The sequence below is a fragment of the Prosthecobacter sp. SYSU 5D2 genome, from assembly GCF_039655865.1.
Taxonomy (GTDB): Bacteria; Verrucomicrobiota; Verrucomicrobiia; order Verrucomicrobiales; family Verrucomicrobiaceae; genus Prosthecobacter.
Map to the genome: position 1 here is coordinate 172,470 of NZ_JBBYXL010000002.1, position 24,709 is coordinate 197,178.

At 59.8% G+C, this 24,709-nt stretch carries 22 protein-coding genes; 17 read left to right on the forward strand and 5 right to left on the reverse strand.

Annotated features, from left to right (window positions below; genetic code table 11):
• The first annotated feature begins 13 nt into the window (after positions 1–13).
• From WJU23_RS03435 to WJU23_RS03455, 5 genes are read left to right on the forward strand one after another with little or no spacing between them, the layout of a single operon-like run.
• Positions 14–910: an AAA family ATPase gene (locus WJU23_RS03435; protein ID WP_346331135.1), complete on the forward strand. Its 897-nt coding sequence runs from the start codon at positions 14–16 to the stop codon at positions 908–910.
• Positions 885–1,313 (forward strand): hypothetical protein, encoded by a 429-nt coding sequence (locus tag WJU23_RS03440; RefSeq protein ID WP_346331136.1) that lies wholly within the window; start codon positions 885–887, stop codon positions 1,311–1,313. The genes WJU23_RS03435 and WJU23_RS03440 overlap by 26 nt, the downstream gene beginning before the upstream one ends.
• Positions 1,314–1,347: 34 nt before the next feature.
• Entirely contained in the window at positions 1,348–1,728 is a 381-nt protein-coding gene (locus WJU23_RS03445; protein ID WP_346331137.1) for a hypothetical protein, read from the forward strand.
• Between the two features lie 44 nt (positions 1,729–1,772).
• Positions 1,773–2,189 (forward strand): hypothetical protein, encoded by a 417-nt coding sequence (locus WJU23_RS03450; protein WP_346331138.1) that lies wholly within the window; start codon positions 1,773–1,775, stop codon positions 2,187–2,189.
• A 3-nt stretch (positions 2,190–2,192) separates the two neighbouring features.
• Entirely contained in the window at positions 2,193–2,558 is a 366-nt protein-coding gene (locus tag WJU23_RS03455) for a hypothetical protein (RefSeq protein ID WP_346331139.1), read from the forward strand.
• Positions 2,559–2,713: 155 nt separating this feature from the next.
• Here WJU23_RS03455 and WJU23_RS03460 read toward each other — a convergent pair whose 3' ends face one another.
• A complete protein-coding gene (locus WJU23_RS03460) occupies positions 2,714–3,130 on the reverse strand; it encodes a thiol-disulfide oxidoreductase DCC family protein (protein WP_346331140.1) in 417 nt (138 codons plus the stop codon).
• Positions 3,131–3,343: 213 nt separating this feature from the next.
• Between WJU23_RS03460 and WJU23_RS03465 the strand changes: the two genes are divergently transcribed.
• Positions 3,344–4,384: an alpha/beta hydrolase gene (locus WJU23_RS03465; protein WP_346331141.1), complete on the forward strand. Its 1,041-nt coding sequence runs from the start codon at positions 3,344–3,346 to the stop codon at positions 4,382–4,384.
• Between the two features lie 87 nt (positions 4,385–4,471).
• Positions 4,472–5,341 (forward strand): DUF4159 domain-containing protein, encoded by an 870-nt coding sequence (locus WJU23_RS03470; RefSeq protein ID WP_346331142.1) that lies wholly within the window; start codon positions 4,472–4,474, stop codon positions 5,339–5,341.
• Between the two features lie 172 nt (positions 5,342–5,513).
• Here the strand turns inward: WJU23_RS03470 and gltB are convergent, their stop codons facing one another.
• Together gltB and WJU23_RS03480 are read right to left on the reverse strand one after the other, a co-directional pair.
• Positions 5,514–10,124, reverse strand: a complete 4,611-nt coding sequence (gltB, locus tag WJU23_RS03475; RefSeq protein ID WP_346331143.1) for a glutamate synthase large subunit — start codon at positions 10,122–10,124, stop codon at positions 5,514–5,516.
• Between the two features lie 708 nt (positions 10,125–10,832).
• Positions 10,833–11,738, reverse strand: a complete 906-nt coding sequence (locus WJU23_RS03480) for a LysR substrate-binding domain-containing protein (protein ID WP_346331144.1) — start codon at positions 11,736–11,738, stop codon at positions 10,833–10,835.
• 90 nt (positions 11,739–11,828) lie between these two features.
• Between WJU23_RS03480 and WJU23_RS03485 the strand changes: the two genes are divergently transcribed.
• From WJU23_RS03485 to WJU23_RS03500, 4 genes are all read left to right on the forward strand, one after another.
• Positions 11,829–12,533 (forward strand): pirin family protein, encoded by a 705-nt coding sequence (locus WJU23_RS03485; protein WP_346331145.1) that lies wholly within the window; start codon positions 11,829–11,831, stop codon positions 12,531–12,533.
• A 94-nt stretch (positions 12,534–12,627) separates the two neighbouring features.
• Positions 12,628–13,512 carry a class I SAM-dependent methyltransferase gene (locus WJU23_RS03490; protein ID WP_346331146.1) on the forward strand — a complete coding sequence of 295 codons (885 nt, stop codon included), beginning with the start codon at positions 12,628–12,630 and terminating at the stop codon, positions 13,510–13,512.
• A gap of 21 nt (positions 13,513–13,533) precedes the next feature.
• A complete protein-coding gene (locus WJU23_RS03495) occupies positions 13,534–13,977 on the forward strand; it encodes a c-type cytochrome domain-containing protein (protein ID WP_346331147.1) in 444 nt (147 codons plus the stop codon).
• 175 nt (positions 13,978–14,152) lie between these two features.
• Complete coding sequence (locus WJU23_RS03500) at positions 14,153–15,580, forward strand: aspartate aminotransferase family protein (RefSeq protein ID WP_346331148.1); 1,428 nt, start codon at positions 14,153–14,155, stop codon at positions 15,578–15,580.
• An 86-nt stretch (positions 15,581–15,666) separates the two neighbouring features.
• On the opposite strand, the gene WJU23_RS03505 is transcribed toward WJU23_RS03500, so the two are convergent.
• Both WJU23_RS03505 and WJU23_RS03510 read right to left on the reverse strand, forming a co-directional pair.
• Positions 15,667–16,638, reverse strand: a complete 972-nt coding sequence (locus WJU23_RS03505) for an NAD(P)-dependent oxidoreductase (RefSeq protein ID WP_346331149.1) — start codon at positions 16,636–16,638, stop codon at positions 15,667–15,669.
• Positions 16,638–18,146 carry an alkaline phosphatase D family protein gene (locus tag WJU23_RS03510; protein ID WP_346331150.1) on the reverse strand — a complete coding sequence of 503 codons (1,509 nt, stop codon included), beginning with the start codon at positions 18,144–18,146 and terminating at the stop codon, positions 16,638–16,640. The genes WJU23_RS03505 and WJU23_RS03510 overlap by 1 nt, the downstream gene beginning before the upstream one ends.
• Before the next feature lie 100 nt (positions 18,147–18,246).
• On the opposite strand from WJU23_RS03510, the gene WJU23_RS03515 reads away from it, so the two are divergent.
• The 6 genes from WJU23_RS03515 to WJU23_RS03540 all read left to right on the forward strand — a co-directional run bounded on the left by WJU23_RS03515 (position 18,247) and on the right by WJU23_RS03540 (position 24,676).
• Positions 18,247–18,516: a hypothetical protein gene (locus tag WJU23_RS03515; RefSeq protein WP_346331151.1), complete on the forward strand. Its 270-nt coding sequence runs from the start codon at positions 18,247–18,249 to the stop codon at positions 18,514–18,516.
• 96 nt (positions 18,517–18,612) lie between these two features.
• Positions 18,613–20,046 carry a sulfatase gene (locus WJU23_RS03520; RefSeq protein WP_346331152.1) on the forward strand — a complete coding sequence of 478 codons (1,434 nt, stop codon included), beginning with the start codon at positions 18,613–18,615 and terminating at the stop codon, positions 20,044–20,046.
• Positions 20,047–20,276: 230 nt separating this feature from the next.
• Positions 20,277–20,888 carry an Amuc_1102 family pilus-like protein gene (locus WJU23_RS03525; protein ID WP_346331153.1) on the forward strand — a complete coding sequence of 204 codons (612 nt, stop codon included), beginning with the start codon at positions 20,277–20,279 and terminating at the stop codon, positions 20,886–20,888.
• Positions 20,889–20,940: 52 nt separating this feature from the next.
• Entirely contained in the window at positions 20,941–22,674 is a 1,734-nt protein-coding gene (locus WJU23_RS03530; RefSeq protein WP_346331154.1) for an Amuc_1101 family PilM-like pilus complex protein, read from the forward strand.
• A complete protein-coding gene (locus WJU23_RS03535; protein WP_346331155.1) occupies positions 22,674–23,681 on the forward strand; it encodes an Amuc_1100 family pilus-like protein in 1,008 nt (335 codons plus the stop codon). Before WJU23_RS03530 ends, WJU23_RS03535 begins: the two co-directional genes overlap by 1 nt.
• Positions 23,682–23,722: 41 nt before the next feature.
• Positions 23,723–24,676, forward strand: a complete 954-nt coding sequence (locus WJU23_RS03540) for an Amuc_1099 family pilus-like system protein (protein ID WP_346331156.1) — start codon at positions 23,723–23,725, stop codon at positions 24,674–24,676.
• Positions 24,677–24,709 lie beyond the last annotated feature (33 nt).

A 24,709-nucleotide genomic window follows, 5' to 3' on the forward strand; every position in this document is an offset into this window, starting at 1 on the left:
TTCGCAAACCGGCATGGCAGATCTAGAGCTTATTCGCGGCCTCCCCCCGTTCCTGCTGGAGCGCATCATCGGCCAGGATCACGTGATCCCCAAGGTGGTACCCATCGTCCAGAACGGCGAGCTGGGCCTCAGCGATCCTGGCCGTCCGAAGGGTACCTTTCTCTTCCTGGGCCCCACCGGCGTGGGCAAGACGGAGATCACCCTGCTGCTCTGCGAATACATTTTCAAAGACGTCAACAAGCACTGCATCCGCCTGGACATGTCCGAATACCAGAACCAGGAATCTCTGGGCCTCCTGCTCGGCCAGGGGGAGGGCAGCCGGGGCAACATGGGCCGCTTTTATGACCGTGCCGAGGGCCGCGGCATCATCCTCTTTGACGAGATCGAAAAAGCCCACCCGCGCGTGCTGGACATCTTTCTCCAGGTGCTGGATGCCGGCCGCATCACCGTCGCCAACGGCGAGACGCTGAACCTCTGCAACTTCTACATCGTCGCCACCTCCAACATCGGTGCCGATGCCCTCATGGAGCTGAAAAACAGCCCCATGTCCACCATCGAGCGCTTCATTGAAGACCTGGCCGCCGCCGAGCTGCGCCCGGAAGTGCTCGCCCGTTTCAACGTCCGCTGCGTCTTCCAAAAGCTCGGTTACGCCGCGCAGAAACAGATCGCCAGCATCATGCTGAACAAGGAGCTCAAAAACCTGCGCAGCAAAGGCTACGAGCTCACCGCCGGCCAGGGCGTCATTGACCTCCTCGTCTCCCAGGGCGTGGAGCCGCGCCTGGGCGTGCGCCGCATGCGAACCACTGCTGAGAGCAACTGCCGACATGCCGTGCGGGAGGCCCTCATGGCGGGAAAACCCACCTCCGGAACCCTCATCGCCGAAAATGGGCATCTGGTCATCCATTCGTGACTTTTACTTCCGCTGGAAGCCGGAGCTGGACCTCTACGGCATCAGCGCCCTGCTCATCCTCAGCGCCATCATCACGGACCGCTGGGCCGCCGCCGGCATTGTCTTCATCGGCATGCTCATCATGGATGCCATGCGCCGCTGGGGCGAGCCGTACCGCCAGCTCGGCAAGGCCGAGCTGGAGCGCCGCCGCCGGGAGAACAAAGCCTACTGGGACGAGCGCTTTGCCGAATGGTTTGGCCGGTTTCAAAAAGACCCGGACGATGCACCCCCGCCCGCCGCCACCCGCCTCATCCCCCAGCCCCGGCGTGACGATGAGGAGCCGCCGCCGGAAAGCCCGGCCCTCATCGTCGAAGAGGAGAAACCTGTCATTCCTGTCCCCCCGCCTGTCACACATGAGACCTGACGGGCTAATCCCTTTTGCGCCGCCGCCGCCTCCCATGCCGTCATTTCCCACATCCCTCCGCTCCGCCCTCCGGCTCCTCATCGGCCTGGCCGCCCTGCTCTTGCTGGGCGCCTGCACCACGCCGCCCGCCTTCCTGGCGGATTCAGACGTCATACCCGTCGGCAGCCGCATCGAGTTCTGGGTGGACCATGACGACTTCGGCTGGCATAACTCCAACATCCACATCGCCTACCTGCCCCGCCCCATGACCGGGGCCGAGGCCCGCCAGTGGGCTGAAGGCGTCGGCAACCGCGATGCCGGCCTCCAGTGGACCCGTTATTACCTGAAAGTCACCCACCCGGAGCCTTACCGGAAAGAATACCGCACCGCCGTCTTCCCCACCCGCGCCCACCCGCACGAGCTGGTCAGGCACTGAGACATCCGCCTCACCTCCCGTCCCCGAATCCATCTGCCACCGCCATGTCTGACAATCCCGCCGCCACCGCCGCCCAAGAGCTCAAAAAATGGCTCGAACTGCTCGAGAAAATGCTCAACAAACAGGAGTCTGACAAGCTCTCCGCCGACAAAGCCAAGCTGGACAGCGACCGCTTTAATTCCATGCTCAAAGAGCTCAAAGGCATCAAAGAAGGCATAGACACGCTGCCGGACAGCCCGGAAAAGATCGATCTGCTCAAAAGTATCGATAAGAACCTCCAAACTCTCAATGATCATGGCAACAAAGTGGTTCACGAACTTGGTGGGAGCCAGGATATAGATGGCAAATCCGTCTTGCCGCCGGATGCAAATGCCCCGGGCCTCGGCACCGGGCTAAAAGCGGGCGATACCGCCCTGGCCGCCACCCCGCCTCCCCTACCGGTGGGAGGCCCGGCACTGTAAGTCATGGCCACGCCCCCCCAAAAAAAGAAAGCGGATCCCGCCCGTGACCTCGATGGCAACGGCATCATAGACGGTGCCGACGACCCTTCCCGCGATCTCGACAAGGACGGCCGCATTGATGTGGGAGACCGCAAGCTCAACGACCTCAACAAAGACGGCCGCATCGATGCCGCCGACAGCCGGGTCAATGACCTGGACGGCGACAACGAGATTGATGCCAACGACCGCCGCCTCAAGCAGGAGCAAGCGCGGGCCAAAGAGGAGCAGTCCCAAAGCGTCGGCGAATCCCTGGGCCTGAAAAAAGAAGACGGCAAATGGCAGCAGTCCCACGCCCAGTCCCTGCCCGCCGCCGGCCACAAGCTGCGCTAGAAGGTGGGATGGGGAGCAGGCGCGGGAAGGCCCGTCTGGAAGAATGGCGCAGCTTATATGATCAACGTAGCAGACGGACGATAGCAGCGGCCCGTGACATGGCGTGAAATCAGCCAAGTCATGAGGACATGATGTCACAGGACAAGGACAGCAGGTCAGTCGAGGAAACGGTCACGCCATTCGGGGCGGGGAAGGGGGCAGGCGTCCTTCTTGCCGAACCATTGATAACGATGTCTGGCGATGAAGAGATAGGCGCGGTCACGCAGCGGCCGGGGGATGATCTTGAAGATCCGGGTCAGGCTCCAGAGGCCGCCGAGATAGGCGGCCAGCTCCAGGGCGGCATCACTTTCGCGGAAGGCTCCATCGGGAGTGATGAAGAGCATGGTATCGGGGGCATCGGGGTCCAGACCGTGCTCGCTGTAGAGCTTACGGCCGGCTTCGGACTGGATAGAGGCGAAGTGGATGAGGCCCTGGCGGTCGTGCTTGAGCACAAACTGGACACCCTCATGGCAAAGGTTGCAGACGCCGTCGAACAGCCAGATGTGGGTCGGAAATTGGGCTTGGGCAGTCATACGATTGGGGGGCGACTTGAAGTCTAAGGGATCGTCGGGGCGATGTGCAAGACATCCTGAGGTTTTACCGAAGATCCTACCCGGACTCAGGCGGGACGCCCGTGTCCCATGCTGCATCAAGACACCCTGCAGTTCTATTGAAGGTCCTGCCTGCTGCCGACGTATGTGTTTGCCATGAAGAGCCTGTATGTTCTGCCCCTCCTGGGATTTGTCATGTCCGGTTTGCACGCGGCGGAAACCCCGCCGATCCGGGGGCTGAGCCGGACCGATCTCCTGGAGCATAAGGATAGCAGCGGCGCTCTGAAAAAGGCGGCTACCCCAGCGCAATGGGAGATCCGGAGGCGGGAGGCCATCGCGGCATTTGAAAGCGTGGCCGGGCCGCTTCCAGGCGCTGACAAACGCTGCCCGCTGGACCTGCGGGTGGAGGAGGAGGCAGACTGCGGCAGCTATGTGCGGCGGCTGATCAGCTATGAGTCATCCCCCGGAGGACGGGTGTCGGCGTATCTTTGCATCCCCAAGGCGGCGCTGGCGGGCCAGGCGGCTCCGGGTGTGCTGTGCCTGCACCCCACGGAGAACAATATCGGCTTTAAGGTGGTGGTCGGGCTCGGCGGCAAACCGCACCGGCAGTATGCTTCCGAGCTGGCCGAACGGGGCTATGTCACTCTGGCCCCCAGCTATCCGCTGCTGGCGCAGTATCAGCCGGATTTAAAGGCCTTGGGCTTCACCAGCGGCACCATGAAGGCAGTTTGGGATAACATTCGCGGTCTGGACCTGCTGGAGACGCTGCCCTATGTGAAAAAGGAGGCGGGCTTTGCCACCATCGGCCATTCATTGGGCGGGCATAACAGCATCTTCACAGCCGTGTTTGATACCCGGCTAAAAGTCATCGTCACCAGCTGCGGTTTTGATTCGGTGCTGGACTATAAAGGCGGCAATCTCAAGGGATGGGTGCAGGAGCGGTACATGCTGAAGATGGGGGACTACCTGGGCAGGCCGCAGGACGTGCCTTTTGATTATTACGAACTCATCGCCTGCCTGGCCCCCCGGCATCTCTATGTGAATGCGCCCCTGCGCGATTCTAACTTCAAGTGGGACAGCGTTGACCGCATCGCTGCGGCTGCGGCGGGGGTGTATCAGCTCTACGAGGCAGGGGACCGTATTCACATACGTCACCCCGACAGCGACCATGACTTCCCGGATGTGGAGAGGTATGAATCGTATAAACTGATTGAATCCGTACTGGGCAAGCCCTGAGCGGGAAAGTGAAGAATAGAGGGAAGATTGGGCATCTCCCTGCTGTTCTGTCTGGTAGTCTTACCTGCGCCGTGTGAAACTGAAGCTATGAAACTGCTGCCTGCTTTATTTGCCCTCGGTCTCCTGGGTTATGCCCTGGCGGAGGAGGCGGCCTCGCCAACCAACTTTGGTATCACAGACGGCTCCGTGCCGGAAGATCCGCGCGAGGCGGGCCGGGGCGGCCAGTTCATGGACTTTCCCACCTGGCCAGTGAGCAAGGAGCTGCCTAACGATGTATTCACCTTTGCCCGCCTGAGGTACAATTCCGAAAGCTACGGTTGGGGGCGGCGGCGAGGGGGCGGCCGCTGGACGACCGACTATCCGGATGCGGACCTGAACTTCAGCTACCGCCTCCAGCAGCTCACCTCCCTGCAAGTCAGCCCCAAGGGGGCCGTGGTGGACATCAATGCCGAGCAGATGCGCCACTACCCGTTCATCTACATGATCGAGCCGGGGAACATCAGCATCACGGATGACGAGGCCAAGGTGATGCGGGAATACATGCTCAATGGCGGCTTCATCATGGTGGATGACTTTTGGGGGGAGCAGGAGTGGGACACCTTTTACGGAGCCCTGAAGCAGATCTTCCCAGACCGGGAGCCGGAGGAACTGCCGCTGGAGCATGAGATCTTCCACATGGTGTTCCCGCTAAAAGTGAAGCCGCAGATCCCCAGTGTGGGCCACGCGATGGCAGGGCGGTCCATGGGCATCACGGCGGAGCGGCAGGATGCGCAGACCCCGCATTACCGGGCCATCTTTGATGACAATCAGCGCATCGTCATGATGATCTGCCACAACACCGACCTGGGCGATGGGTGGGAGGAAGAAGGCACGGACCCCTGGTACTTCCGCGAGTTCTCAGAGAAGTATGCGTATCCGCTGGGCATCAACATCGTCTTCTATGCGCTGACGCATTGAGGGGGCAGTAGTGTAGCTGCGCTCGCCAGAGCGTGGGATGGGGGAGAGCGGTGGCAGCCATGGGAACCACCTGCTTGCGCAGGCGGCTACGAAAAACCCGTCCTCCTGCGGGGCAAGAGGACGGGTGAGTAATATCACAGCTGCCACCTGCTTGCGCAGGCAGCTACATGGGTCAGGCGGCGGCGGGTTCGATGGCCTCGGTGATGACAGGGGCGGTGGTGGCTGTCTCCTCTTCGGCGGGGACCTGCACGGGCTCGGCCTTGCTGGTCACTTTGATGAAGAGGGGCAGGTACTTGTCCCAGTTGTCGAGGATGTCCTTGGCGCGGAGGCTTTCGGTCCGCTCCAGGTGGTCAGAGACCAGGGTGTGAAGCTGGTTGATGTCCTCGGGATCGGTGACTGCCTCGCCTTTGATCATCTCCGGATTGTGGAGCTGGTCGAAGCTGCCGGCTTCATCCAGCAAGTAGGCGAGACCGCCGCTCATGCCGGCACCGAAGTTTTTGCCAAAGGTGCCCAGGACGGCGACGACACCGCCGGTCATGTATTCGCAACCATGGTCGCCGATGCCTTCGACAACGGCGGTGGCACCGGAGTTACGCACGCAGAAGCGTTCGCCAGCACGGCCAGCTGCGAAGAGCTGGCCGCTGGTGGCACCGTACATGACGGTGTTGCCCATGATGCTGTTTTCCCAGGAGTTGCAGACGGGATTGAGGCGCGGACTTGGGCGGATGATGATCTCACCGCCGCAGAGGCCTTTGCCGACGTAGTCGTTGGCTTCGCCGACGAGGGTGAGCTTGACGCCACCGCAAAGGAAGGTGCCGAAGCTTTGGCCGGCGCTGCCTTCACAGGTGATGTCCACGCTGCCAGGGGGCAGGCCGTGGTTGCCGTGATGGAAGGCGATCTCGCCGCTGAGCTTGGTGCCGATGTTGCGGAAGGTGTTTTTGATCTTGTAACGGACCGGCTTGACCTTGCGCTTGTCGCTGATGGCGAACTGCGCGTCCTGGATGAGGCGGTCATCCAGAGGATGCTCGTCCAGGCCGTCGTTCTGGTTCATCTGGCAGGTGCGGGCGACGTCCTGTTTGATCTCCAGGCCGACGTCTTTGAGGACGCGGCTGAGGTCAATCATGTTGGCCTTTTTATGACCCGGGACCTGGCGCTGGCGCAGGAACTCAGGGCGGCCGATGAGGTCGTTCATCTTGGCGACGCCGAGCTGGGCCATGATGGCGCGGACTTCTTCAGCAACGCTGTTGAAGAAGTTCACCACGTGCTCCGGCTTGCCTTTGAACTTGGCGCGGAACTTGGGATCGGTGGTGGCGACGCCGACGGGGCAGTTGTTCAGGTGGCACTGGCGCACATACACACAGCCGAGGGCGATGAGGGCGATGGTGCCGAAGTTGAACTCCTCCGCGCCGAGCATGGCGGCGATGGCGATGTCACGGCCGTTGCGGAGACCGCCGTCCGTGCGCAGGGTGACGCGCTCGCGGAGACCGTTGAGCATGAGGACCTGTTGGGTTTCGGCCAGGCCGAGCTCCCAGGGCAGACCGGCGTGCTTGATGGAGCTGAGCGGGCTGGCCCCGGTACCGCCATCGTGGCCGGAGACCAGGATGATGTCAGCATTGGCCTTGGCCACACCGGCGGCGATGGTGCCGACGCCGGATTCGGCGACGAGCTTCACGCAGACGCGAGCACGAGGATTGGCTTCCTTCAAATCGTGGATGAGCTGGGCTAGGTCCTCGATGGAATAGATGTCATGATGCGGCGGCGGGCTGATGAGCATGACGCCGGGCGTGGTGTTGCGCAGACGGGCGATCATGCGGTTCACCTTCATGGCCGGGAGCTGTCCACCTTCGCCGGGCTTGGCACCTTGGGCCATTTTGATTTCCAGTTCCCAGGCATTGGCCAGGTATTCAGCGGTGACGCCGAAACGGCCGGAGGCCACCTGCTTGATCTTGGAGTTGGCCCAGTCGCCGTTGTCGTAGGGCTTGAAGCGCTTTGGATCCTCGCCGCCTTCACCGGAATCGGACTTGCCGCCAATGCGGTTCATGGCGATGGCGAGGGCTTCGTGAGCCTCCGGGCTGATGGCACCGAGGGACATGGCAGCCGTGGTGAAACGGACGCGGATGTCTTCGATCGGCTCCACTTCATCAAGCGGGATGGGGCCATCGCTGCTCGGGACAAACTCCAGGAGGTCTTTGAGGGCCACGGGCGAGTTTTCAAGCTGGGCGGCGACGTACTTCTGGTAGTCCTCCGGAGCACCGGACTTGACGAAGGTGTGGAAATTTTTGATGACCGGGCCAGTGACGGCATGGATCTCGCCTTTCTGACGCGGGCGGTAGTAGCCCGGATCTCCAAGGTCCACCTTGGAGGCGGCGGCGGGAGCGGTGCCATCATCTGGAACAGCCTGGCCGAAGCCGAGGGCATGACGAGCGAGGGCTTCTTCAGCGATCTCCGCGTAACCGATGCCGGCGATCTGGGAAGGCGTGCCGCTGAAGCAGTAATCCATGACTTCCTTGCCGATGCCGACGGCTTCGAAGATCTGGGCGCCGGTGTAGCTGCTGAGCACGGAGATGCCCATCTTGCTCATGATCTTGAGCACGCCTTTTTCCAGGCCCTTGCGGTAGTTGGCGAGGACCTTCGGGTAGTCGTAGCCTTCCAGGGCGGGCTTGCGGGCGGTCTTGTCCGCCTCCAGCACTTCCTGGATGGTATCAAAGGCGAGGTAGGGGCAGACGGCGGAGGCACCGAAGCCAAACAGGGTGGCCATCTGGTGAGTGTCGCGGGCCTCGGCGGTATCCACAACGATGCTCAGACGCATGCGGACTTGCTTGCGGTTGAGATGCTGGTGGACGGCACCGGTGGCGAGCAGGGCGGGAATGGCGACGCGCTCCTCGCTGACGGCGCGATCACTCAAGATGAGGATCTGGATGTCGTCATAGACGGCCTTGGTGGCCTCATGGGAGAGGCGGACCAGGGCGGCTTTGAGACCCGCTGTGCCTTCGCTGACGGGCCAGGTGATGTCCAGGACGCGGCTGGGGAAGTCGGACATGCCCTTCAGCGTTTCCAGTTCGTTTTCGAAAAGGAATGGGGAAGTCAGGTGGACGACCTTGGCGTGCTCAGGCGTTTCATCCAGAAGGTTGCGCTGCTGGCCGAGGACGACGTCCAGGCTCATCACGGCACGCTCGCGGATCGGGTCAATCGGAGGATTGGTGACCTGGGCGAAGAGCTGCTTGAAGTAAGATGGCAGCAGACGCGGACGGGTGGAGAGGATGGAAAGGGAGGCGTCGTCGCCCATGGAATAGACGCTTTCCTCACCCTTCTGCAGCATGGGGATGAGGGAGAAGTCCAGCTCCTCCTTGGTCCAGCCAAAGGCGGCCTGCTTTTGCGAAAGACCAAGGATGTCCAGCTCTTCCTTGGGTGCGCCAGGGGACTGGGCGGTCAGGCGGCTGCGGTTTTTCAACCACTCGCCATAGGGTTGGCGGGAGGCGAGCGTCTGCTTGATCTCGTCGTTGAAACGGAGTTTTCCGGCCTGGAGGTCCACTTCCAGCATCTCGCCGGGAGCGAGGCGGCCTTTTTTGATGACCTTGGCATCGTCAATGTGGATGATGCCGACTTCTGAACCGAGGGCGAAGATGCCGTCTTCGGTCAGTTTCCAGCGGCTGGGGCGCAGGCCATTGCGGTCCAGGCCGGCAGCGACCGTGAGACCGTCAGTTAAGACGAGGGCAGCCGGGCCGTCCCACGGCTCACTGAAGCACTCATGGTATTCGTAGAAGGCCTTGAGCTCCGGGGAGGTGGTGGTGTCAATGCCGTAGGCGCTGGGGACCAGCATGGCCAGGGCGTGGGTGAGGCTGCGGCCGCTGAGGACGAGAAGTTCCAGGGCCTGGTCCAGGCTGGCGGAGTCGGAGCTGTTGGCATCCACCAGCTTCTTCAGCAGGTGCTCTTCCTGCGCCCAGTACTCATGCTCAAAGTCGCTGGTGCGGCTGCTGAGCCAGTTGCGGTTGCCGCGCACGGTATTGATTTCACCGTTGTGGGCGAGCGTGCGGAAGGGGTGGCTGAGCGCCCAGGTTGGGAAGGTATTGGTGGAGAAACGCTGGTGGAAGAGCGCCAACGAGGTGTCATAATCATCGCTCTGGAGATCGGTATAAAATTTCTCCAGGGAAGAAGGCAGCAGGAGCGCCTTGTAAACGATGGTGCGGTGGGAGAGCGAGGAGATGTAGAAGCTGGTGATCTTCTGCTCGCGAGCCTTGATGACCAGCTCCCGGCGGACGAGGTAAAGCTGGCGTTCAAAGGTGTTGTCATCCATTTCCTCCGGGCGCTCCAGGAAGAGATGCTGGATGAAGGGCATGGTGCGGCGGGCTTTCTCGCCCAGCTCATTGGGGTTCACCGGCACGTCACGCCAACCGAGCACGCGGATTTTGCGGTTCCGCACGATGGCTTCGGTGAGGAGCTGGATGCGGAGCTGTTCACCCGGATCATGAGGGAGGAAAAACACGCCGACGGCTAGGTCCATGGGATGGTCCAGCGCGTGGCCGAGCTTTTCGACCTCAGGCAGAAGGACGTTATAAGGGATGTGGGTGAGCACGCCCGCGCCGTCTCCTGTGACCCGGTCTGCATCCACGGCACCGCGATGCTGGACGCTGCAGACGCCGCAAAGGGCCATGTCCAGAATGTCACGACTACGTTTACCATGGATGTTCGCAACAAAGCCGACGCCACAGGCATCGCGTTCCATGTCGATCAAGTGGAGCGAGCCTTCGTTGGGGATATCCTGGTCGTAGAATGGGTATTTCATGGGGCAGAAAACCCCTCTGCCAGACGACTGCCGTCAGGTCAGAGGGGTGGGTAGTTTGTACCTTCAGAATGAATTGGCAAGCAAGGAGAATGCCAGGAAGCGAAACTGGCTTTTGCGCCTGAGGCAAATTTTGACGGGGTGTGGGTCAAATTTAGGCTTTTTGGTAGGCAAACGGGAGGCGTGGAAGCGGGCTTCAGAAGCGGCAGGATATGCCTGGCGATGAAAAGAACCGGTCGTTCGTCTATGAATGATGGTGATGTAAAGGGTTGAATATCAGTGATTTGTAAAAATGACAATTCTTTAACGCATCATCATTTAGCGGATGGATGGGGATTTGGGCAGGTGGCTGAAGCTGTGGTCGGGAATTTTCTTCCGGGCGGCGGAAGATGAGGATGAGGTGGCCAACCGGGGATAAAAAAATGACAGATTGGTATGGGCCGGAAGCATTTGGATATTTCTTTGGTGGGGGAAATGAGAGTTCTGAGAGCTGGCCAGGGATATTATATACAATTATAAATGGATGTCTGTGACGGGGCGTTTCTTTCACTTGCTGCCCCTGTTCGTGGTAAATTCCATTTTTGAACAGGTATGGCTGCATGCTATGGAACATCCAACGAACGCTGGGGCCAAAAAACTGGGGTTGAACCCGGAGTTCAGGTTGAATGTATGTTTGCCTCGCTGGCAATTTCCAGAGAGGCTTCCAGACTGCTAAATCCCAGGCCTTCCTAAATCCAGCTCTCCGGCCCGCTTCAGTTCCTCCACAAAGACGGCAAACACCTTGTCATTCTTCTGCCGGTCCAGCACGCCCACGGCGATGTGAATCGGCTGCGGCTGCGGGCTCAGCGGCTTTAAAACAATGCGCTCCGGGATCAGGCAGGCGATGCGCTCCACCACCAGGGCGATGCCGATGCCCGCCTCCACCGCCGAGATCAGGCTGGTCACGCCGTCGCACTCGCTGGCGATGCGCGCATTGATGCGGTGCTCTTTGAACCAGGCGCCAATGAAGGCCCAATAGTCCGGATAGTCGCGCTGGTTGTACACGACCAGCCGCTGCTCATGGAGATCCTGTGGCGACAGGATCTTTTTCGCCTGCAGCGGATGCTGGCGCGGCAGGGCGACCCGCCAGGCCTGGCGCTGTACGGTGGTCCACAGGATGTCCGGCATATCCTTCACCGGCGGCACGGTCACAATAACATCCAGGCTGCCTTTGATGAGGCCATCCATCATTTCCTGGTTGGCCAAGTCAGACAGCTCCACCCGCGCTTTCGGATGCACCTGGGAAAAAGCCTCCATGGCCGGTGAGAGAATGCCCGCGCTCAGGGAAGGGGAGTAGCCCACACGGATCGTTTGCGCCTTCGCCGTGGCCCGCACGCGCTGCTCCAGCGCATCCGCCCGCTCCAGCAGCACGCGCCCTTCCTTCAGCAGCAGCTCCCCCGCCGGAGTCAGGCTAAAAGAATGCGCTCCCCGCTCCAGCAGCCCCACTCCCAGCTCATCCTCCAGCCCCTTGATCTGTCGGCTCAGCGCCGGTTGGGTCAGGTGCAATCGCGCCGCAGCCCGGCTAATGTTACCATCTTCAGCAGCAGCGATAAAAGAGCGCAGGGGGCGGAGTTCCATGAGGAGAGCTCCAGCATACACCGCCCGCAGTCTCAGGCAAACACAGCCGCATTAGCCTCCCTTATCTATTGAGTGCAGTATCGTCCTGTCATGAAAACCAAACTTCGCAGATCCAATGAAAGAGGCCACGCTGACCACGGCTGGCTGGACAGTCACCACACCTTCAGCTTTGCCGATTATTATGATCCGGCTCAGATGGGCTTCCGTAGCCTGCGTGTCATCAACCAGGACCGTGTGGCCCCTGGTGGCGGTTTCCCCACGCATCCGCACCGGGACATGGAAATCTTCAGCTATGTGCTGGAAGGGACCTTGGCCCACAAGGACAGCCTGGGCAACGGCCGCGAGCTGAAGCCCGGCCAGGTCCAGCTCATGAGCGCCGGCAAAGGCGTTCTGCACAGCGAGTTCAACCCGTCCTCCACCGAAACCGCGCACTTTCTGCAAATCTGGATCCAGCCGCAAGCCCGCGCCCTGGTCCCCAGCTACACGGAGTGGCACCCCGATCCCGCCCAGGAAAAGGAGCCCAAGGTGCTCGTCATCTCCCCGGATGGCCGGGATGCCTCCGCCACCATCCACCAGGATGCCGATGTCTATCGCGTCCGTCTGGACGGCTCCGCCAGCATCGAGCATGAGGTGAAAACTGGACGCGGCGTCTGGTTCCAGCTCATCAAAGGTCAGGCCACCATCAACGGCCACACCCTCCAGCCCGGCGATGCTCTCAGCACCGAGGATGCCGGCACCCTCACCATCACCTCCGACGGCCCCGACACCGAAGCCCTGCTCTTCGACCTCGGCTAAGCCGCCAGTAAAAAAACAAAACCCTGCGGGTCCCAGCGACCCGCAGGGTTTTTTTTGCGATGGCACAACGCCCATCTCCAAGCGATAAGGAAGCATGCGCTCCGACTTTCATCGCAAGCCCACCGGCTCACGCACGCCGCCACGTCCCGGTCCTCGTCCTTTTCAGGGAAAAGGGGCCCAGGGGCCGGCATCAGGACCGCGCCCGGACCGCAGCCAGGGCGGTACGTCCTGGGAAAAGTCGGCCGACTGGTATGACCGCATCCTCGGGGAGCGTGGCTCGGAGCTGTATCAGGCCGTCGTCATTCCCAATTCACTGGACCTGCTGAAGCCAAAAAAGGGCGAGCACATCCTGGATCTCGGTTGCGGCCAGGGAGTTTTCTCCCGGGCGCTTGCGGACAAAGGGGCCAAGGTCACCGGTGTGGATGCTGCGCCTACCCTCATCGCCAAAGCTCGTACCTATCAGAGTCGCACGCCCATCCGTTATTATGATCGGGATGCTGCAGAGCTTACGGGCCTGGGCGAGTTCGATGCCGCCTCGGCCATCCTCTGCCTGCAAAACATGGAGCACCTGGACACGGTCATTGCCGCCACGGCAGCCGTTTTGAAGCCCGGCGGCAGGATGCTCTGGGTGCTGAACCACCCCGCCTTCCGCATCCCCCGCCAGTCCTCCTGGGGCAATGAAGAGGAGAGAAAAATTCAGTATCGCCGTGTTGATGCTTACAGCAGCACGCTCGGCATCCCCATTCTCATGCATCCAGGCAAGGCAGACAGCGAGAGCACTGTCAGCTTTCACCGCAGTTTTGAAACGCTCACCTCCGCCGGCTTCAAGGCCGGCTTGGCCATGACCGGGCTGGGGGAATGGTATTCGCACAAAGAAAGCCAGCCAGGGCCGCGCGCCCGGGCGGAAAACCGTGCTAGAAAAGAGTTCCCGCTTTTCCTGGCCCTGCTCTGGCAAAAGCAGGCTGTCACATCCGCCTGAATCCCGGTTAATATCCTCCCGATGAAATTACTCGCTCCCGTTTGTGCTGTTGGTCTTTTACTGGCCGCTTGTGCCAGCAAACCCGTCGCCCCGGAAGACCCCATCGAAGCCCTCGCCGGGCGGGATTATTTTGTACAATTCGTGAAGCCGATCCTGGAGACGCAGTGCCTGCGCTGCCATCAGGGTGCCAATCCACCCGCTGGGCTTTCCCTCGTCCAGCGCAGCGGTGCTTATGCCCCGCGCAAGCGTGACCGCGCCTTCATCGTCCCAGGGGATCCGGAGGCCAGCCTGCTGCTCACCGCCGTCTCCAGGGTCGGCACCCACCCCCTCATCATGCCCCGTCTGGACATCACGCTGACAGATGATGACATCGGCGCGCTGCATGAATGGATCGAGGACGGAGCCTACTGGCCTGATAATCCGGACGGCTTCCTCCAGCCGCGATACAACATCGAGAATCCTTGATTTTACAAGGATTCCAGGCCTGTCTAACTCCAATTGATACAATTCGGACTTCAGTGTTTTCAGCAGTTTTCAGAGGGTCAGTCACAAAAATACCCACATGGGAGAGTTTGCGCGTAGCTGGCCTGTAGGATGCTGGACATGATAAACGTTGTCCTGACCAACCGACAATTTCACCATGGGCAAAGAATACGACACCACTCCACAGACCGTCCCGCACGTCGCGACGAAATACCGCACGATCTGCACCCAGGTCCCCCACCCGGATTCCATCCAGCACATTGAGCGGAGCCGCAAGTATGAGCCCTACTCCATGCGCGGCATGCCGCCCATCGTCTGGGACCGTGCTGAAGACATCTCCGTTTATGACAAGTACGGCAACCGCTGGCTCGACTGGAGCAGCGGCGTCCTCGTGACCAACTGCGGCCACGGCGTGCCGGAAGTCCGCAAGGCCATCATTGACCAGGTCAACAGCGGCCTCATCCACAACTACGTCTTCCCTAGCGAAGAGCGCCCGGAGCTTTGCGAGCTCATCGCCAGCGTCTCTCCTGAGCCGTTGAAAAAAGTCTTCCTGCTGAGCACCGGCAGCGAGGCCACCGAGTGCGCCATCAAGCTCAGCCGCGCCCACGGCATTGCCGTCGGCGGCCGGGAAAAGATCGGCATCATCGGCTTCGAACGCGGATATCATGGCCGCACCCTCGCCTCCCAGCAGGCTGGCGGCATGGCGGGCCAGAAGACCTGGATCGTCAACATGGACCCCGCCATCATCAACGTGCCGTTCCCGGACGGCTATTGGGATAGCGACAGCAGCTTCGACGGTTTCCTGAATGCGGTGGAAAAGAGCGGCATGAAGCCCTCCCAGATCGCCGGCGTGATCATGGAGAGCTATCAGGGCGTCGGCCCCGACTTCGCCCCCGTGGAATACATCGAAAAACTCCGCGCCTGGTGCACCGAGCATGACGTCGTGCTCACCTTTGACGAAGTGCAATCCGGCTTCGGGCGCACAGGCAAGTTCTGGGCCTTTGAGTATTACGGCGTGGTCCCGGACCTCATTTGCTGTGGCAAGGGCATCTCCTCCTCCCTCCCCCTGGCCGCCGTCATCGGCCGTCCGGACATCATGGACCAGTTCCCTCCGGGCTCCATGACGAGCACCCATTCCGGTAACCCAGTCTGCTGCGCTGCCGCCCTGGCCAACATCCGCAAGCTGCTGGATGAAGACCTCACCGGCAATGCCGCCCGCCTGGGCCCCGTGCTGCTGGCCGGTTGCAAGGAGATCCAGTCACGCCATCCTGAAGTCATCGGCAACGTCACCTGCGCCGGCCTCGTCGCCGGTCTGCAGACCGTCAAACGCGGCACCAAGCAGCCGGACCACGATCTCGCCCACCGCGTCATCGAGCTTTGCTATCAGAAGGGCCTGCTCTTCTTCGCACCCGTCGGTGCCTGGGGCCAGACTGTCAAAATCTGCCCCCCTCTCACCATCCCTCTGGACGCCCTCCAGGAAGGCATCGCCGTCATGGCCGAAGCCTTCGATGAAGCCGTCGCCGAAATGTACGACGACGTCGAAGTCGAAACCGCTGATGAAAAAGAGGCCGAGCTGGTCGCTTAACTTCTCCAGACTCCTCACAAAAAAATCCCATGACTGCCAGGTCATGGGATTTTTTATGGAATGATGAAGAGGCAGCCCTGGTTTGCTCACCCGTGCCGACCTTTAAACGTCAGCTCCGCAATGCCGGATTTGTCCAGACCTCCAAGCCCCAGGCTGACCATCTTCTGATACTGGGCGATGGTGGCCAGGTTCAGAGGCAGATTCAGGTTCACGCTTTCCGCCATGCTGCCGGCGATGCCGCTGTCCTTGGCGGCGTGCTCGGCGGAGAACCAGCAGTCATGCTCGCGCGCCACCATGTCGGCACTGTCCGTCTCCAGCACACGGCTGTTGGCACCGGTCTGACTGAAGACCTCGCGGATCATGTCCAGGTCATGCCCCAGGGCGGCGGCCAGTCCCAGGCCCTCGGCCAGGCCGGCGGTGTTGATGTTCATCACCATGTTCACCAGCGCCTTCACTTCCGCTGCGCGGCCAGGGCCGCCGATGAAGCGGCGGTTCACGCTCATCTGCTCCAGTATGGGAAGCACGTCGTTATAGACGGATTCATCACCCGCCAGCATCAGGTACAGCTTGCCTTCGCGGGCATGGCTGATGCTGGAGGCCATACTGGCTTCCAGGCTGTCCGCCCCGGCTGCCTTCGCCGCTTCATAGACTTCCCGATGGATGCCCGGGGAGACGGTGGCGCAGTTGATGAAAATCTTTCCCTTGGCTTCATTCAGCAGGTTGTCGCCGGGGCCGAAGAAGATGGTCCGCATGGACTCGTCATTGGTGACGACGGTGAAGATCACGTCCGCAGCCGCAGCCACCTCAGCCAGTGTTTCCGGGGCGGCACAGCCCAGTTCTTCCGCCAGGGCAGTGGCGATGGGGCGGTGGCTGTCATACACGGCGGTCACGCTGTATCCGCAATCTTTCAAACGACGGGCCATGTTGGCTCCCATGCGTCCGACTCCGACAAAGGCGATGGTCTTGCTCATAAAGAAAAAATAAAAAAACTGGGGTTGGGAAAAGGTAAAGGTGGCGGGTGTAGAAGTCTGTCTGCAATAATGCAGGGCCGTCAACACTACGGTTTCAGTTCGCCCAGGCGCAGCACTTTTTCGATCTGTGGCATGCCCTGCTCATCCACAATGCGCAGCGTCAGCGCCGGATCGGCCGTCTGCCAGTCAATGTCCAGCGTGCCCACATTGGGCTGGTGAAAGGTCTTCGGCAGCACCCGGTTCTCATTCGGCGTGGGCGTGCCGCGTTTATGCACCTGCGTCATGGAACTGGCCGTGAAGTCATAGAGAGGGTAAGGGACTCCCTGCGTGAGCGCGGACATCTCGCACCAGTGCCGGTCCCCGCTCAGGAAAAGCACGCCCGCTGCTTTTGTATCCGCGATCAGCTTCACCATCCGCTGCTGTTCATGCGGAAAATTACCCCAGCTTTCGCTGCCGCTCGCCGCCGCGGCAAACTGGATGCTGGAGACGACCAGGCGCAGTTCCGCCGGTTCTTGAAGCACCTTTTTCAGCCATGCCCACTGCGCCTCTCCCAGCACGGTCGTGGTCAGGTCGTTGGTCGGCACCGCGCTGCCGCCGTTCGTGGCCTGGTCCTTCGGCACCCGTTTCAGTGGACTGCGGAAGTAGCGCGTATCCAGCAAGATCACCTGCGTACGTTTGCCATCGGGTCCAAACGTGCGCGCCTGGTAAACCCCCTCCTGTTTCCGCAGCGGCGACCCCGCAGGCTCGTTCAGCCAGTCCAAAAACTCCTTTTGGGATTCCTTTCTCATCGGGTAGTCCGCCCCGCCGTCATTCACACCAAAATCGTGGTCATCCCATGTCGCCAGCATCGGAGCTTTGGCGCGCAGACCTTGGAAAAACGTGCTTTCGCCCAGCGCCATATACTTCGCCCGCATCTTCGCCATGTCTTCCGTGTCTGCGTAAATGTTATCCCCCATGAACAAGAAAAGATCCATCGGCAGAGTCAGGGTGCGTTCCAGCATCGGGTGGTTCGTCAGATTCAGGCAGGAGCCGAAAACAATGTGCTTTAGAGGCTGCGCCGGGGCCTTCAAATCAAAAGGAAAGCTCGTTTCTCCTGGGAACAGCACCGAAAACTTCGGGTGCTCCATGCAGGAGATGTAATTGCGAAAGACCACCGCCAGCGGCGTGTCCTTCGTGGCCCGGATACGCCAGGCTGTGCTGCCTTCTGGCACCCGGGTCTCCCAGGTGCCTGTTAGCACCGCAATGTCATCCTCCGTATCCAGGGGACCGCGGTTGTGACCTGTGAATTCGAAGCTGAACTGCGGCTTCACCACGCCTGAAGGCTCGAAGAGAAATTCGATGTATTTTTCCACCATCTCCCCGGCTTTCTGCTTCAGTTCCGCCACCCTTTCAGGCTTCAGTTCCCCCACCACCGGCTGCATCAGGGACGGTGCGTTTTCCGGGTCTGCCTCGAAGCAGCGCGGGTCCACCTCCACCGTCAGGGTGCATTTTCCCTCCGGGGTAAAGTAGGCCCGCACCGGGATATCCGGCACCGGATGCCCCCAGGCGATGGAGAAAAAACAGAGGGCGGCGACGAGGCGCAGGCAGGTTTTCATAAAAATTCAGGCTTGTAAGCTAACAAAGGATGTGGAGAATCGTATAAGGTTATAGCAACGCCATTGGTTGCACCCATCCAACACGCATCCTGAAACAATTATGAAAAAAGCACTCGCCACCCTCGCCTTCGTTTCCCTGGCTCTCGGCTCCGCCTACGCAGGCTGCGGCAAGGTCGTCACCAATGAAGGCAAACTGAAGTCCTTCGATGCCGCCACCAAGGCTGTCGTCGTTGAAGGCAAAGACGGCAAAGAAGCCAAGCTCACCCTGACCCCTTCCGCCAAAGGCGCTGACGATGCTGAAAAACTCGTCGGTAAAAAAGTCAAAGTGGACAGCGAGCACGGCAAAATCACCAGCATCTCCAAAGCTTAATCTTTCCCCTTTGAGTTCTTTTCAGAAGCCCGGCAGTGATGCCGGGCTTTTGCATTTTCAGGACAGGACGCCGCCCCGCCTGCCGTTCCTGGTTGCATGCGCCGTCTCATTGCCTGCCTCTCCCTCAGTCTTTCCTCCCTTCTTCCCGCAGCAGATCAAGCCCAGCCCAATGTCGTCGTCATCTTCATGGATGACATGGGCTATGCGGATGTCGGCAGCTTTGGTGCCCAGGGTTATGCGACCCCCAACCTGGACCGCCTGGCACAGGAAGGGCGCAAGTTCACCAACTTCCATGTTCCCCAGCCCGTCTGCAGCGCTTCCCGTGCAGGCCTGCTCACCGGCTGTTACCCTAACCGCATCGGCATCCACGGCGCGCTTTCTCCCAAGGCCACCCACGGCCTGAATGCGGATGAAATGACCCTCGCCGAGGTGGCCAAACAGAAAGGTTACGCCACCGCCGCCGTCGGCAAATGGCACCTCGGCCACCTGCCGCCTTTTTTGCCCACCCGCCACGGCTTCGATGAATACTATGGCCTCCCTTATTCCAATGACATGTGGCCCTTTCACCCGCAGGCCAGGCCCGGTACCTATCCCAAACTGCCGATGTATGAAAATGAGAAGGTCGTGGATGAGGACGTCACCCCGGAGGACCAGACCCGCCTAACCACGGATTATACTACGCGCGCCGTCAGCTTCATCGAGCGCAGCAAAGACCGGCCCTTCTTCCTCTACCTCGCCCACAGCATGACTCATGTCCCGCTTTTCGTGAGTGATAAATTCGCCGGCAAATCCGGAGCCGGGCTGTATGGAGACGTCATGATGGAGGTGGACTGGTCCGTCGGCCAGATCATGGAAACCCTGAACAAACACGGGCTGGAGGACAATACCTGGGTCATCTTCACGTCCGATAACGGCCCCTGGCTCAGCTACGGCGACCACGGCGGCTCCGCAGGCCCTCTTCGCGAAGGCAAAGGCACCGTCTGGGAGGGCGGCACCCGCGTCAGCGGCATCATGCGCTGGCCGGGCAAGATCCCCGCAGGCAGCACCAGCGATGCCATGCTCATGACCATTGACATCCTTCCCACCCTGGCAGCCGTCATCGGCGCGGACCTGCCCAAACACCCCATAGACGGCAAAAATGTCTGGCCCCTCATCACCGGCGAAAAAGGTGCCAAAAACCCCCAGGAGTTCTACGCTTTTTATTACCATCAAAACGAACTCCAGGCCCTCACCAGCGGCGATGGGCGGTGGAAACTGGTCTTCCCCCACACCTACCGCACCCTGGGCGAGGGAGCCCCTGCCACCGGCGGGATCCCTGTCCAATACCAGCCTGCAAAGGTGGCAGAGCCAGAGCTGTATGACCTTTATGCGGATATTAGCGAATCCAAAAACCTCGCTGCCAGCCAGCCTGAGGTCGTCAGCCAGCTCAAGGCCCATGCTGGCCGCATTCGTGCCGAGCTTGGAGACAAGCTCCACAAGCAGCCGAAAGGTTCAGGCAGCCGCCAGGCGGGTCAAATAAAGGGGCAATAACCCTCAGCAAGCCTCCCGGTTGCATCAAAAGTTCCTTCACGCGGGCTTGCAGGCTGCGTGATTGCCGCTGGATTTCCCTCTGTGACGGACTTTTCAGCGTTTTTATTCCAAATTTTCGCTGTTTCCGAAAATCGTGTCTTGCTGCCGGAGGCTCTTTGCGGATAAAAATAAAAAATCCCGATTGTGCCAACGCCATCAGCCCAAGCATAAAGGTCTCATTCCCCCCAACCATGATGAAAATTTACACAGCCCTCTCGATCCTTGTCATTGGTCTTCACTCCGGCATTGCTCAGGACGCCGAATCCGTTCAGGTGAAGGGTGAAAAGCTGCAGATCAATTCGATTCAGACTCCCCAGTTTCAGGCGAGCAATGTTGGCGAAAAACGGTGGCGTCCCAAAGATTGGCTCGAAGTTGATCTTCCATTTGAAATCAAACTGGCCAACGCGGCCGGTGGCCGCAACGGCAGCCTCTCGGTAATGACGGTGAATTATTACATCGGCCTGAACGCCCAAAACAAAGAAGGCAAGTTTGAGGTCATCAAGGGCGTCTTTAATTACATTGACATCCCCGCTTCTGAAAAGTGCCACGCTCTGGCTTATGTGGCACCCGCCTCTCTACGCCGCCTTCTTGGTAAGGATGGCTTCACCACCTCCGACATCAAAGCCTGGGGATATGAAATCATGGTGGACGGCAAGCGGATCGCCGGTGACAGCAGCATTGGCAATGCCTGGTGGGAAAAGGGCGACTCTTTCTCGATGAATGACGGCGTCTTGCTGGCCAAGACAGACACTCCATTTGGTATTCTTTGGGGTGACTACGACGTCAGCGCCAAGAAGAACTGATCAGGTTCCCGGCCCTCTTTTTCCAAGGCACGTTTTTTTACAAACAAACAGCATGGCAGACAGCAAAAGCATAGCGGTCCTGAATCTCGGCTCACAGAGATTGTCAGGTGCCATTTTCGGCAAATCAGGGGGCGATCTTGTACTGAAAAAGTACGAGTTTGTGGACATGAGCGGCGATCCCACCGTGGACGTTTCCCGGATCCCCCAGCTTAATGTTGGCATTCAGGAGCTTGTCTCCCGGCTCAAGATTAAAGGCAGCTCTGTCAATTACGCTGTCGCAGGCCACACTGTATTCTCCCGGTTCGTCAAGCTCCCGCCTGTTCAGGGCGACCGCATGGACCAGATTGTGGAATTTGAGGCCCGCCAGAACGTGCCTTTCCCCATTAATGAGGTGATCTGGGATTACGAAGTGGTCTCAGAAATGGGAGAGACGGAAGTCATCCTCGTCGCGATCAAGTCGGACTCCCTCAATGAAGTCAATGACACCGTCACCAAAGCGGGCCTGAAGACCGCTTGTGTGGACCTCGCCCCGCTGGCCCTCTTCAATGGCTTCCGCTACAGTTACCCGGATGTGGATGAACCGGTGGTCATCATTGACCTCGGTGCACGCTCCACCAATCTGGTGTTTGTGGAAGAAGGCCGCTTCTTCACCCGCAACGTGCTCGTTGGCGGTGCCACCATCACCAACGCCATTGCGAAGGAGTTCAACATCAGTTTTGCAGAGGCTGAACAGCAAAAGATCTCCGTGGGTTATGTGGCCCAGGGCGGAGCCGTTGAAGAGCACTCGGATCCGGCCATCGCTGCCCTTTCCAAGGTCATACGCAATGCTGCCACACGGCTCCATGGCGAGATCATGCGCACCATCAATTATTACCGCACCCAGCAGGGCGGGTCCCCGCCAGCGCGGGTCTTTGTCTGCGGTGGCGGTGCATTGCTGGGTAACATGACCCTTTTCCTTGAGGAAAAACTGAAGCTCCCCGTCGAGCTTTTCAATCCTCTCCGCGGTGTGCAGACTGACCGTGGCGTGAATGCTGAGGCGGCCACCAATGATGCTCCCTTCCTGGCAGAGATCGTCGGTCTCGCCCTCAGGTCTGCTGGCGCATGCCCTTCGGAAATAGAGCTTGTTCCGGACGCTCTGGCCAACGCACGCGATGGCGCGCGCCGCGCTCCTGCCCTGATCATGGCCGGCCTCTGTCTCTGGGCCGCCCTTGGTGCCGGAATGATGTACTTCAAAAATGCTGAGCGCGTCACCCTGGAGCAGCTCGGCGGCATGCAGCAGGAAAATGTTCGTCTGACCGGCCTGGCCAACCAGATTCGCAACCTGGATGCCACTTTAAACCAGTCCATCGCCTTGACGCAGCCTTTGATCAAAGCCGTCAGCGAGCGCTCCTATTGGGTGCGGATGCTGAACGAGATCAACAACCAGTTTGAAGACGATCTCATCTGGATCACGGTGGTTGAAGTCCTCAAGGACGGCAAGCCCATCACCATCCCGCTCTTCAACGTGGAGAACTCCCCCTCGGATTCAGGCACCACGCCGAAACCCGGAGCCCAGCCCGTCTATGAACTTCGTCTCCAGGGTCTTTACCGCAAGAATGACGAGGGCGAGCAGGTCGTTTACCGCTATGCCAGCGCCCTTTCCAAACTGAGCTGGTTTGCCGCTGAAAAGTTCGAAGAAAAACGCGCCGACTATGTCAGCGCCCAGAGCGGTGTCGAGGAAGACCGCTACGCATACCAATTTAACATCAAGCTGCCTATCGCGCAGCCCATGGAATTCACAAAGTAATGAGCTGGATCCAACAAAACAAATTGCCTGCCGCCATTCTTGGTGTCTCAGCCGCAGGTGCCGCCGGTCTGGGCTTTATGCTCTTTTCCGCCTATTCAAGTTACACGACCAGCCTGGAGCAGTTTGATGCTACCAACGCCAGCCTGGCCTCGCTGAAAAGTGCCACGCTGCCCCCTTCACCTGAAAACCTGGCCATCAAGCAGGGCCTCGTCAAGGAGTTCACCGATGAAGCTGGCCGGCTTTCCCTGGTGCTCAACACCATGCAGTCTGAAACCCAGGCCAAGCCTACCACGGACACGGAGTTTCAGGCCAAGCTGAAGACCAAGATTGCGGATTCCCGCAAATACGCAGCAGACCGCCGCATGGGCCTCCCGGCCACCTATAACCTCACCTTCGACCGTTATACGGCTGAACTGCCAAAGTCCAACGAGGTCGCCACGGATCTTTCCGGTTACCTGGACGCGGTGGATGCCATCGTCAATGCCTTCGCCAATGCGGGTGTCCGGCAGGTGGAAATGCTGGAGCGTTCTGAACTGGATTCCGAAAAAAGCGAGGTCCAGCCCACCACCCGAGGGGCAGCCAAAAAAGGCCCTGCCCGTCCGGCCGTGGCTGCACCCAAGCTGACGGAGCGCCGCCAGGTGCGCGCCATCCTCACGCTTGACCAGGCTGCGCTTCAGCTTCTCATGAGCAATCTGGCCAGCCCTTCGGAAATGGCCTACTTCACCGTCGTCCGCCAGCTCCGCATTGAAAACGAACGCCAGGAAGGACCTCTCCGCTCGGAAGTTTTCATCCCCGTCGCCACGACTGGTGAAGTTGATGAAAACGGCGTTCCCATCCCAGTCCCGGTGGTGCCTGCGGTAGAGGGTACACCAGCCCAGGCCGTGGCCACAGTGGCGGCTCCGGTGGATGCCGTGGCCGTGCTGGGCAATGAGCGGCTACGCGTCTTCCTCGAAATTGACCTCGTGTACTTCTTGAACGCTCAAACGGCCAGCGCTGCCACCCGGTGAAGACACCCGGCATCATCTCGTCACAACTTTAGATCAGCCATATGCAGAACAGGAATGGGAAATATGAAAAAGTCCTTTTGGGCATCGCCGCGGTGATTGCCCTGGGGGTCGCGGGTTACCTTGTCTGGACCAGTCAAAGCTTTGGAGACAGGCTTGTGCGTCTTAACAGCTCTTCCAGGAACGATCCTGGGCAGCCTCCGACGGGCCTTGTCACGGCCACCGTCCAGCGCCTCAGCGAAAAAGCCCTCTGGGTTTCCCCCGTCAAGAAGGGCAAGCCTGTGCCGCTCAACAAGTCCATCCTTCTGGTTAAAAAAGGAGATGAGCTTTTCGACCTTCAGCTGGAGCAGCCGCAGTTCCGTCCACCCATGACCAACAAGTATCTGGTGGAAAACGACCTGCCGGACATCCTCTCGCCCAATGTGGGAGATCTGGATCCTGACGGTGACGGCTTCAGCAACCTGGAGGAGTTCAACAAGAACACCAGCCCCCGTGATCCCAAGGACCACCCTCCTTTCACAGACAAGCTGGTTCTGAAGCGCCGGATTACCTTCGACTATATCTTGAAGTTGAACAGCAGTTCATCCCCCTTCCAGATCCGCCGCCTGACTCCGGAACCCGCCAAAAGCGTCTTCGTTATTCCAGGTGCCGACTTTGGGTTTGATCGCGGTGTTGAGCGCTTCAAGGCCATCAGCTTTGAAGCCAAGACCGTCGCCGACCCTACAGTGGGTGAGAAGGACGTGTCCGAGCTGACCGTCCTGGACAAAGGCACTAACAAAGAGTTCAAGCTCATCAGAAATGAAGAAATGAACCTTGCCGAATACGAGGCTGAATTTGAATTCATCCTCGGTGACCGGCCCACGCGCATCGTCAAGAAAGGTGATACCTTTCAGATTCCCGGCATCGGTACGACCTACCGCTTGCTGGAGATTGAAGAGACCAGTGCTGTCATCCAGCCGGTGGATGGCGGGGAACCCATTACAATCAACAAAGGATAATTTATTCAGCCCAACCAAAAAAATCTCGCCAGA

Excerpts from the sequence above, each read along its gene's own strand:
- WJU23_RS03435 (WP_346331135.1), top strand. The coding sequence starts at position 14 with ATGGCAGATCTAGAGCTTATTCGCGGCCTCCCCCCGTTCCTGCTGGAG.
- WJU23_RS03440 (WP_346331136.1), top strand. The coding sequence starts at position 885 with ATGGGCATCTGGTCATCCATTCGTGACTTTTACTTCCGCTGGAAGCCG.
- WJU23_RS03445 (WP_346331137.1), top strand. The coding sequence starts at position 1,348 with ATGCCGTCATTTCCCACATCCCTCCGCTCCGCCCTCCGGCTCCTCATC.
- WJU23_RS03450 (WP_346331138.1), top strand. The coding sequence starts at position 1,773 with ATGTCTGACAATCCCGCCGCCACCGCCGCCCAAGAGCTCAAAAAATGG.
- WJU23_RS03455 (WP_346331139.1), top strand. The coding sequence starts at position 2,193 with ATGGCCACGCCCCCCCAAAAAAAGAAAGCGGATCCCGCCCGTGACCTC.
- WJU23_RS03460 (WP_346331140.1), bottom strand. The coding sequence starts at position 3,130 with ATGACTGCCCAAGCCCAATTTCCGACCCACATCTGGCTGTTCGACGGC.
- WJU23_RS03465 (WP_346331141.1), top strand. The coding sequence starts at position 3,344 with ATGTCCGGTTTGCACGCGGCGGAAACCCCGCCGATCCGGGGGCTGAGC.
- WJU23_RS03470 (WP_346331142.1), top strand. The coding sequence starts at position 4,472 with ATGAAACTGCTGCCTGCTTTATTTGCCCTCGGTCTCCTGGGTTATGCC.
- gltB (WP_346331143.1), bottom strand. The coding sequence starts at position 10,124 with ATGAAATACCCATTCTACGACCAGGATATCCCCAACGAAGGCTCGCTC.
- WJU23_RS03480 (WP_346331144.1), bottom strand. The coding sequence starts at position 11,738 with ATGGAACTCCGCCCCCTGCGCTCTTTTATCGCTGCTGCTGAAGATGGT.
- WJU23_RS03485 (WP_346331145.1), top strand. The coding sequence starts at position 11,829 with ATGAAAACCAAACTTCGCAGATCCAATGAAAGAGGCCACGCTGACCAC.
- WJU23_RS03490 (WP_346331146.1), top strand. The coding sequence starts at position 12,628 with ATGCGCTCCGACTTTCATCGCAAGCCCACCGGCTCACGCACGCCGCCA.
- WJU23_RS03495 (WP_346331147.1), top strand. The coding sequence starts at position 13,534 with ATGAAATTACTCGCTCCCGTTTGTGCTGTTGGTCTTTTACTGGCCGCT.
- WJU23_RS03500 (WP_346331148.1), top strand. The coding sequence starts at position 14,153 with ATGGGCAAAGAATACGACACCACTCCACAGACCGTCCCGCACGTCGCG.
- WJU23_RS03510 (WP_346331150.1), bottom strand. The coding sequence starts at position 18,146 with ATGAAAACCTGCCTGCGCCTCGTCGCCGCCCTCTGTTTTTTCTCCATC.
- WJU23_RS03515 (WP_346331151.1), top strand. The coding sequence starts at position 18,247 with ATGAAAAAAGCACTCGCCACCCTCGCCTTCGTTTCCCTGGCTCTCGGC.
- WJU23_RS03520 (WP_346331152.1), top strand. The coding sequence starts at position 18,613 with ATGCGCCGTCTCATTGCCTGCCTCTCCCTCAGTCTTTCCTCCCTTCTT.
- WJU23_RS03525 (WP_346331153.1), top strand. The coding sequence starts at position 20,277 with ATGATGAAAATTTACACAGCCCTCTCGATCCTTGTCATTGGTCTTCAC.
- WJU23_RS03530 (WP_346331154.1), top strand. The coding sequence starts at position 20,941 with ATGGCAGACAGCAAAAGCATAGCGGTCCTGAATCTCGGCTCACAGAGA.
- WJU23_RS03535 (WP_346331155.1), top strand. The coding sequence starts at position 22,674 with ATGAGCTGGATCCAACAAAACAAATTGCCTGCCGCCATTCTTGGTGTC.
- WJU23_RS03540 (WP_346331156.1), top strand. The coding sequence starts at position 23,723 with ATGCAGAACAGGAATGGGAAATATGAAAAAGTCCTTTTGGGCATCGCC.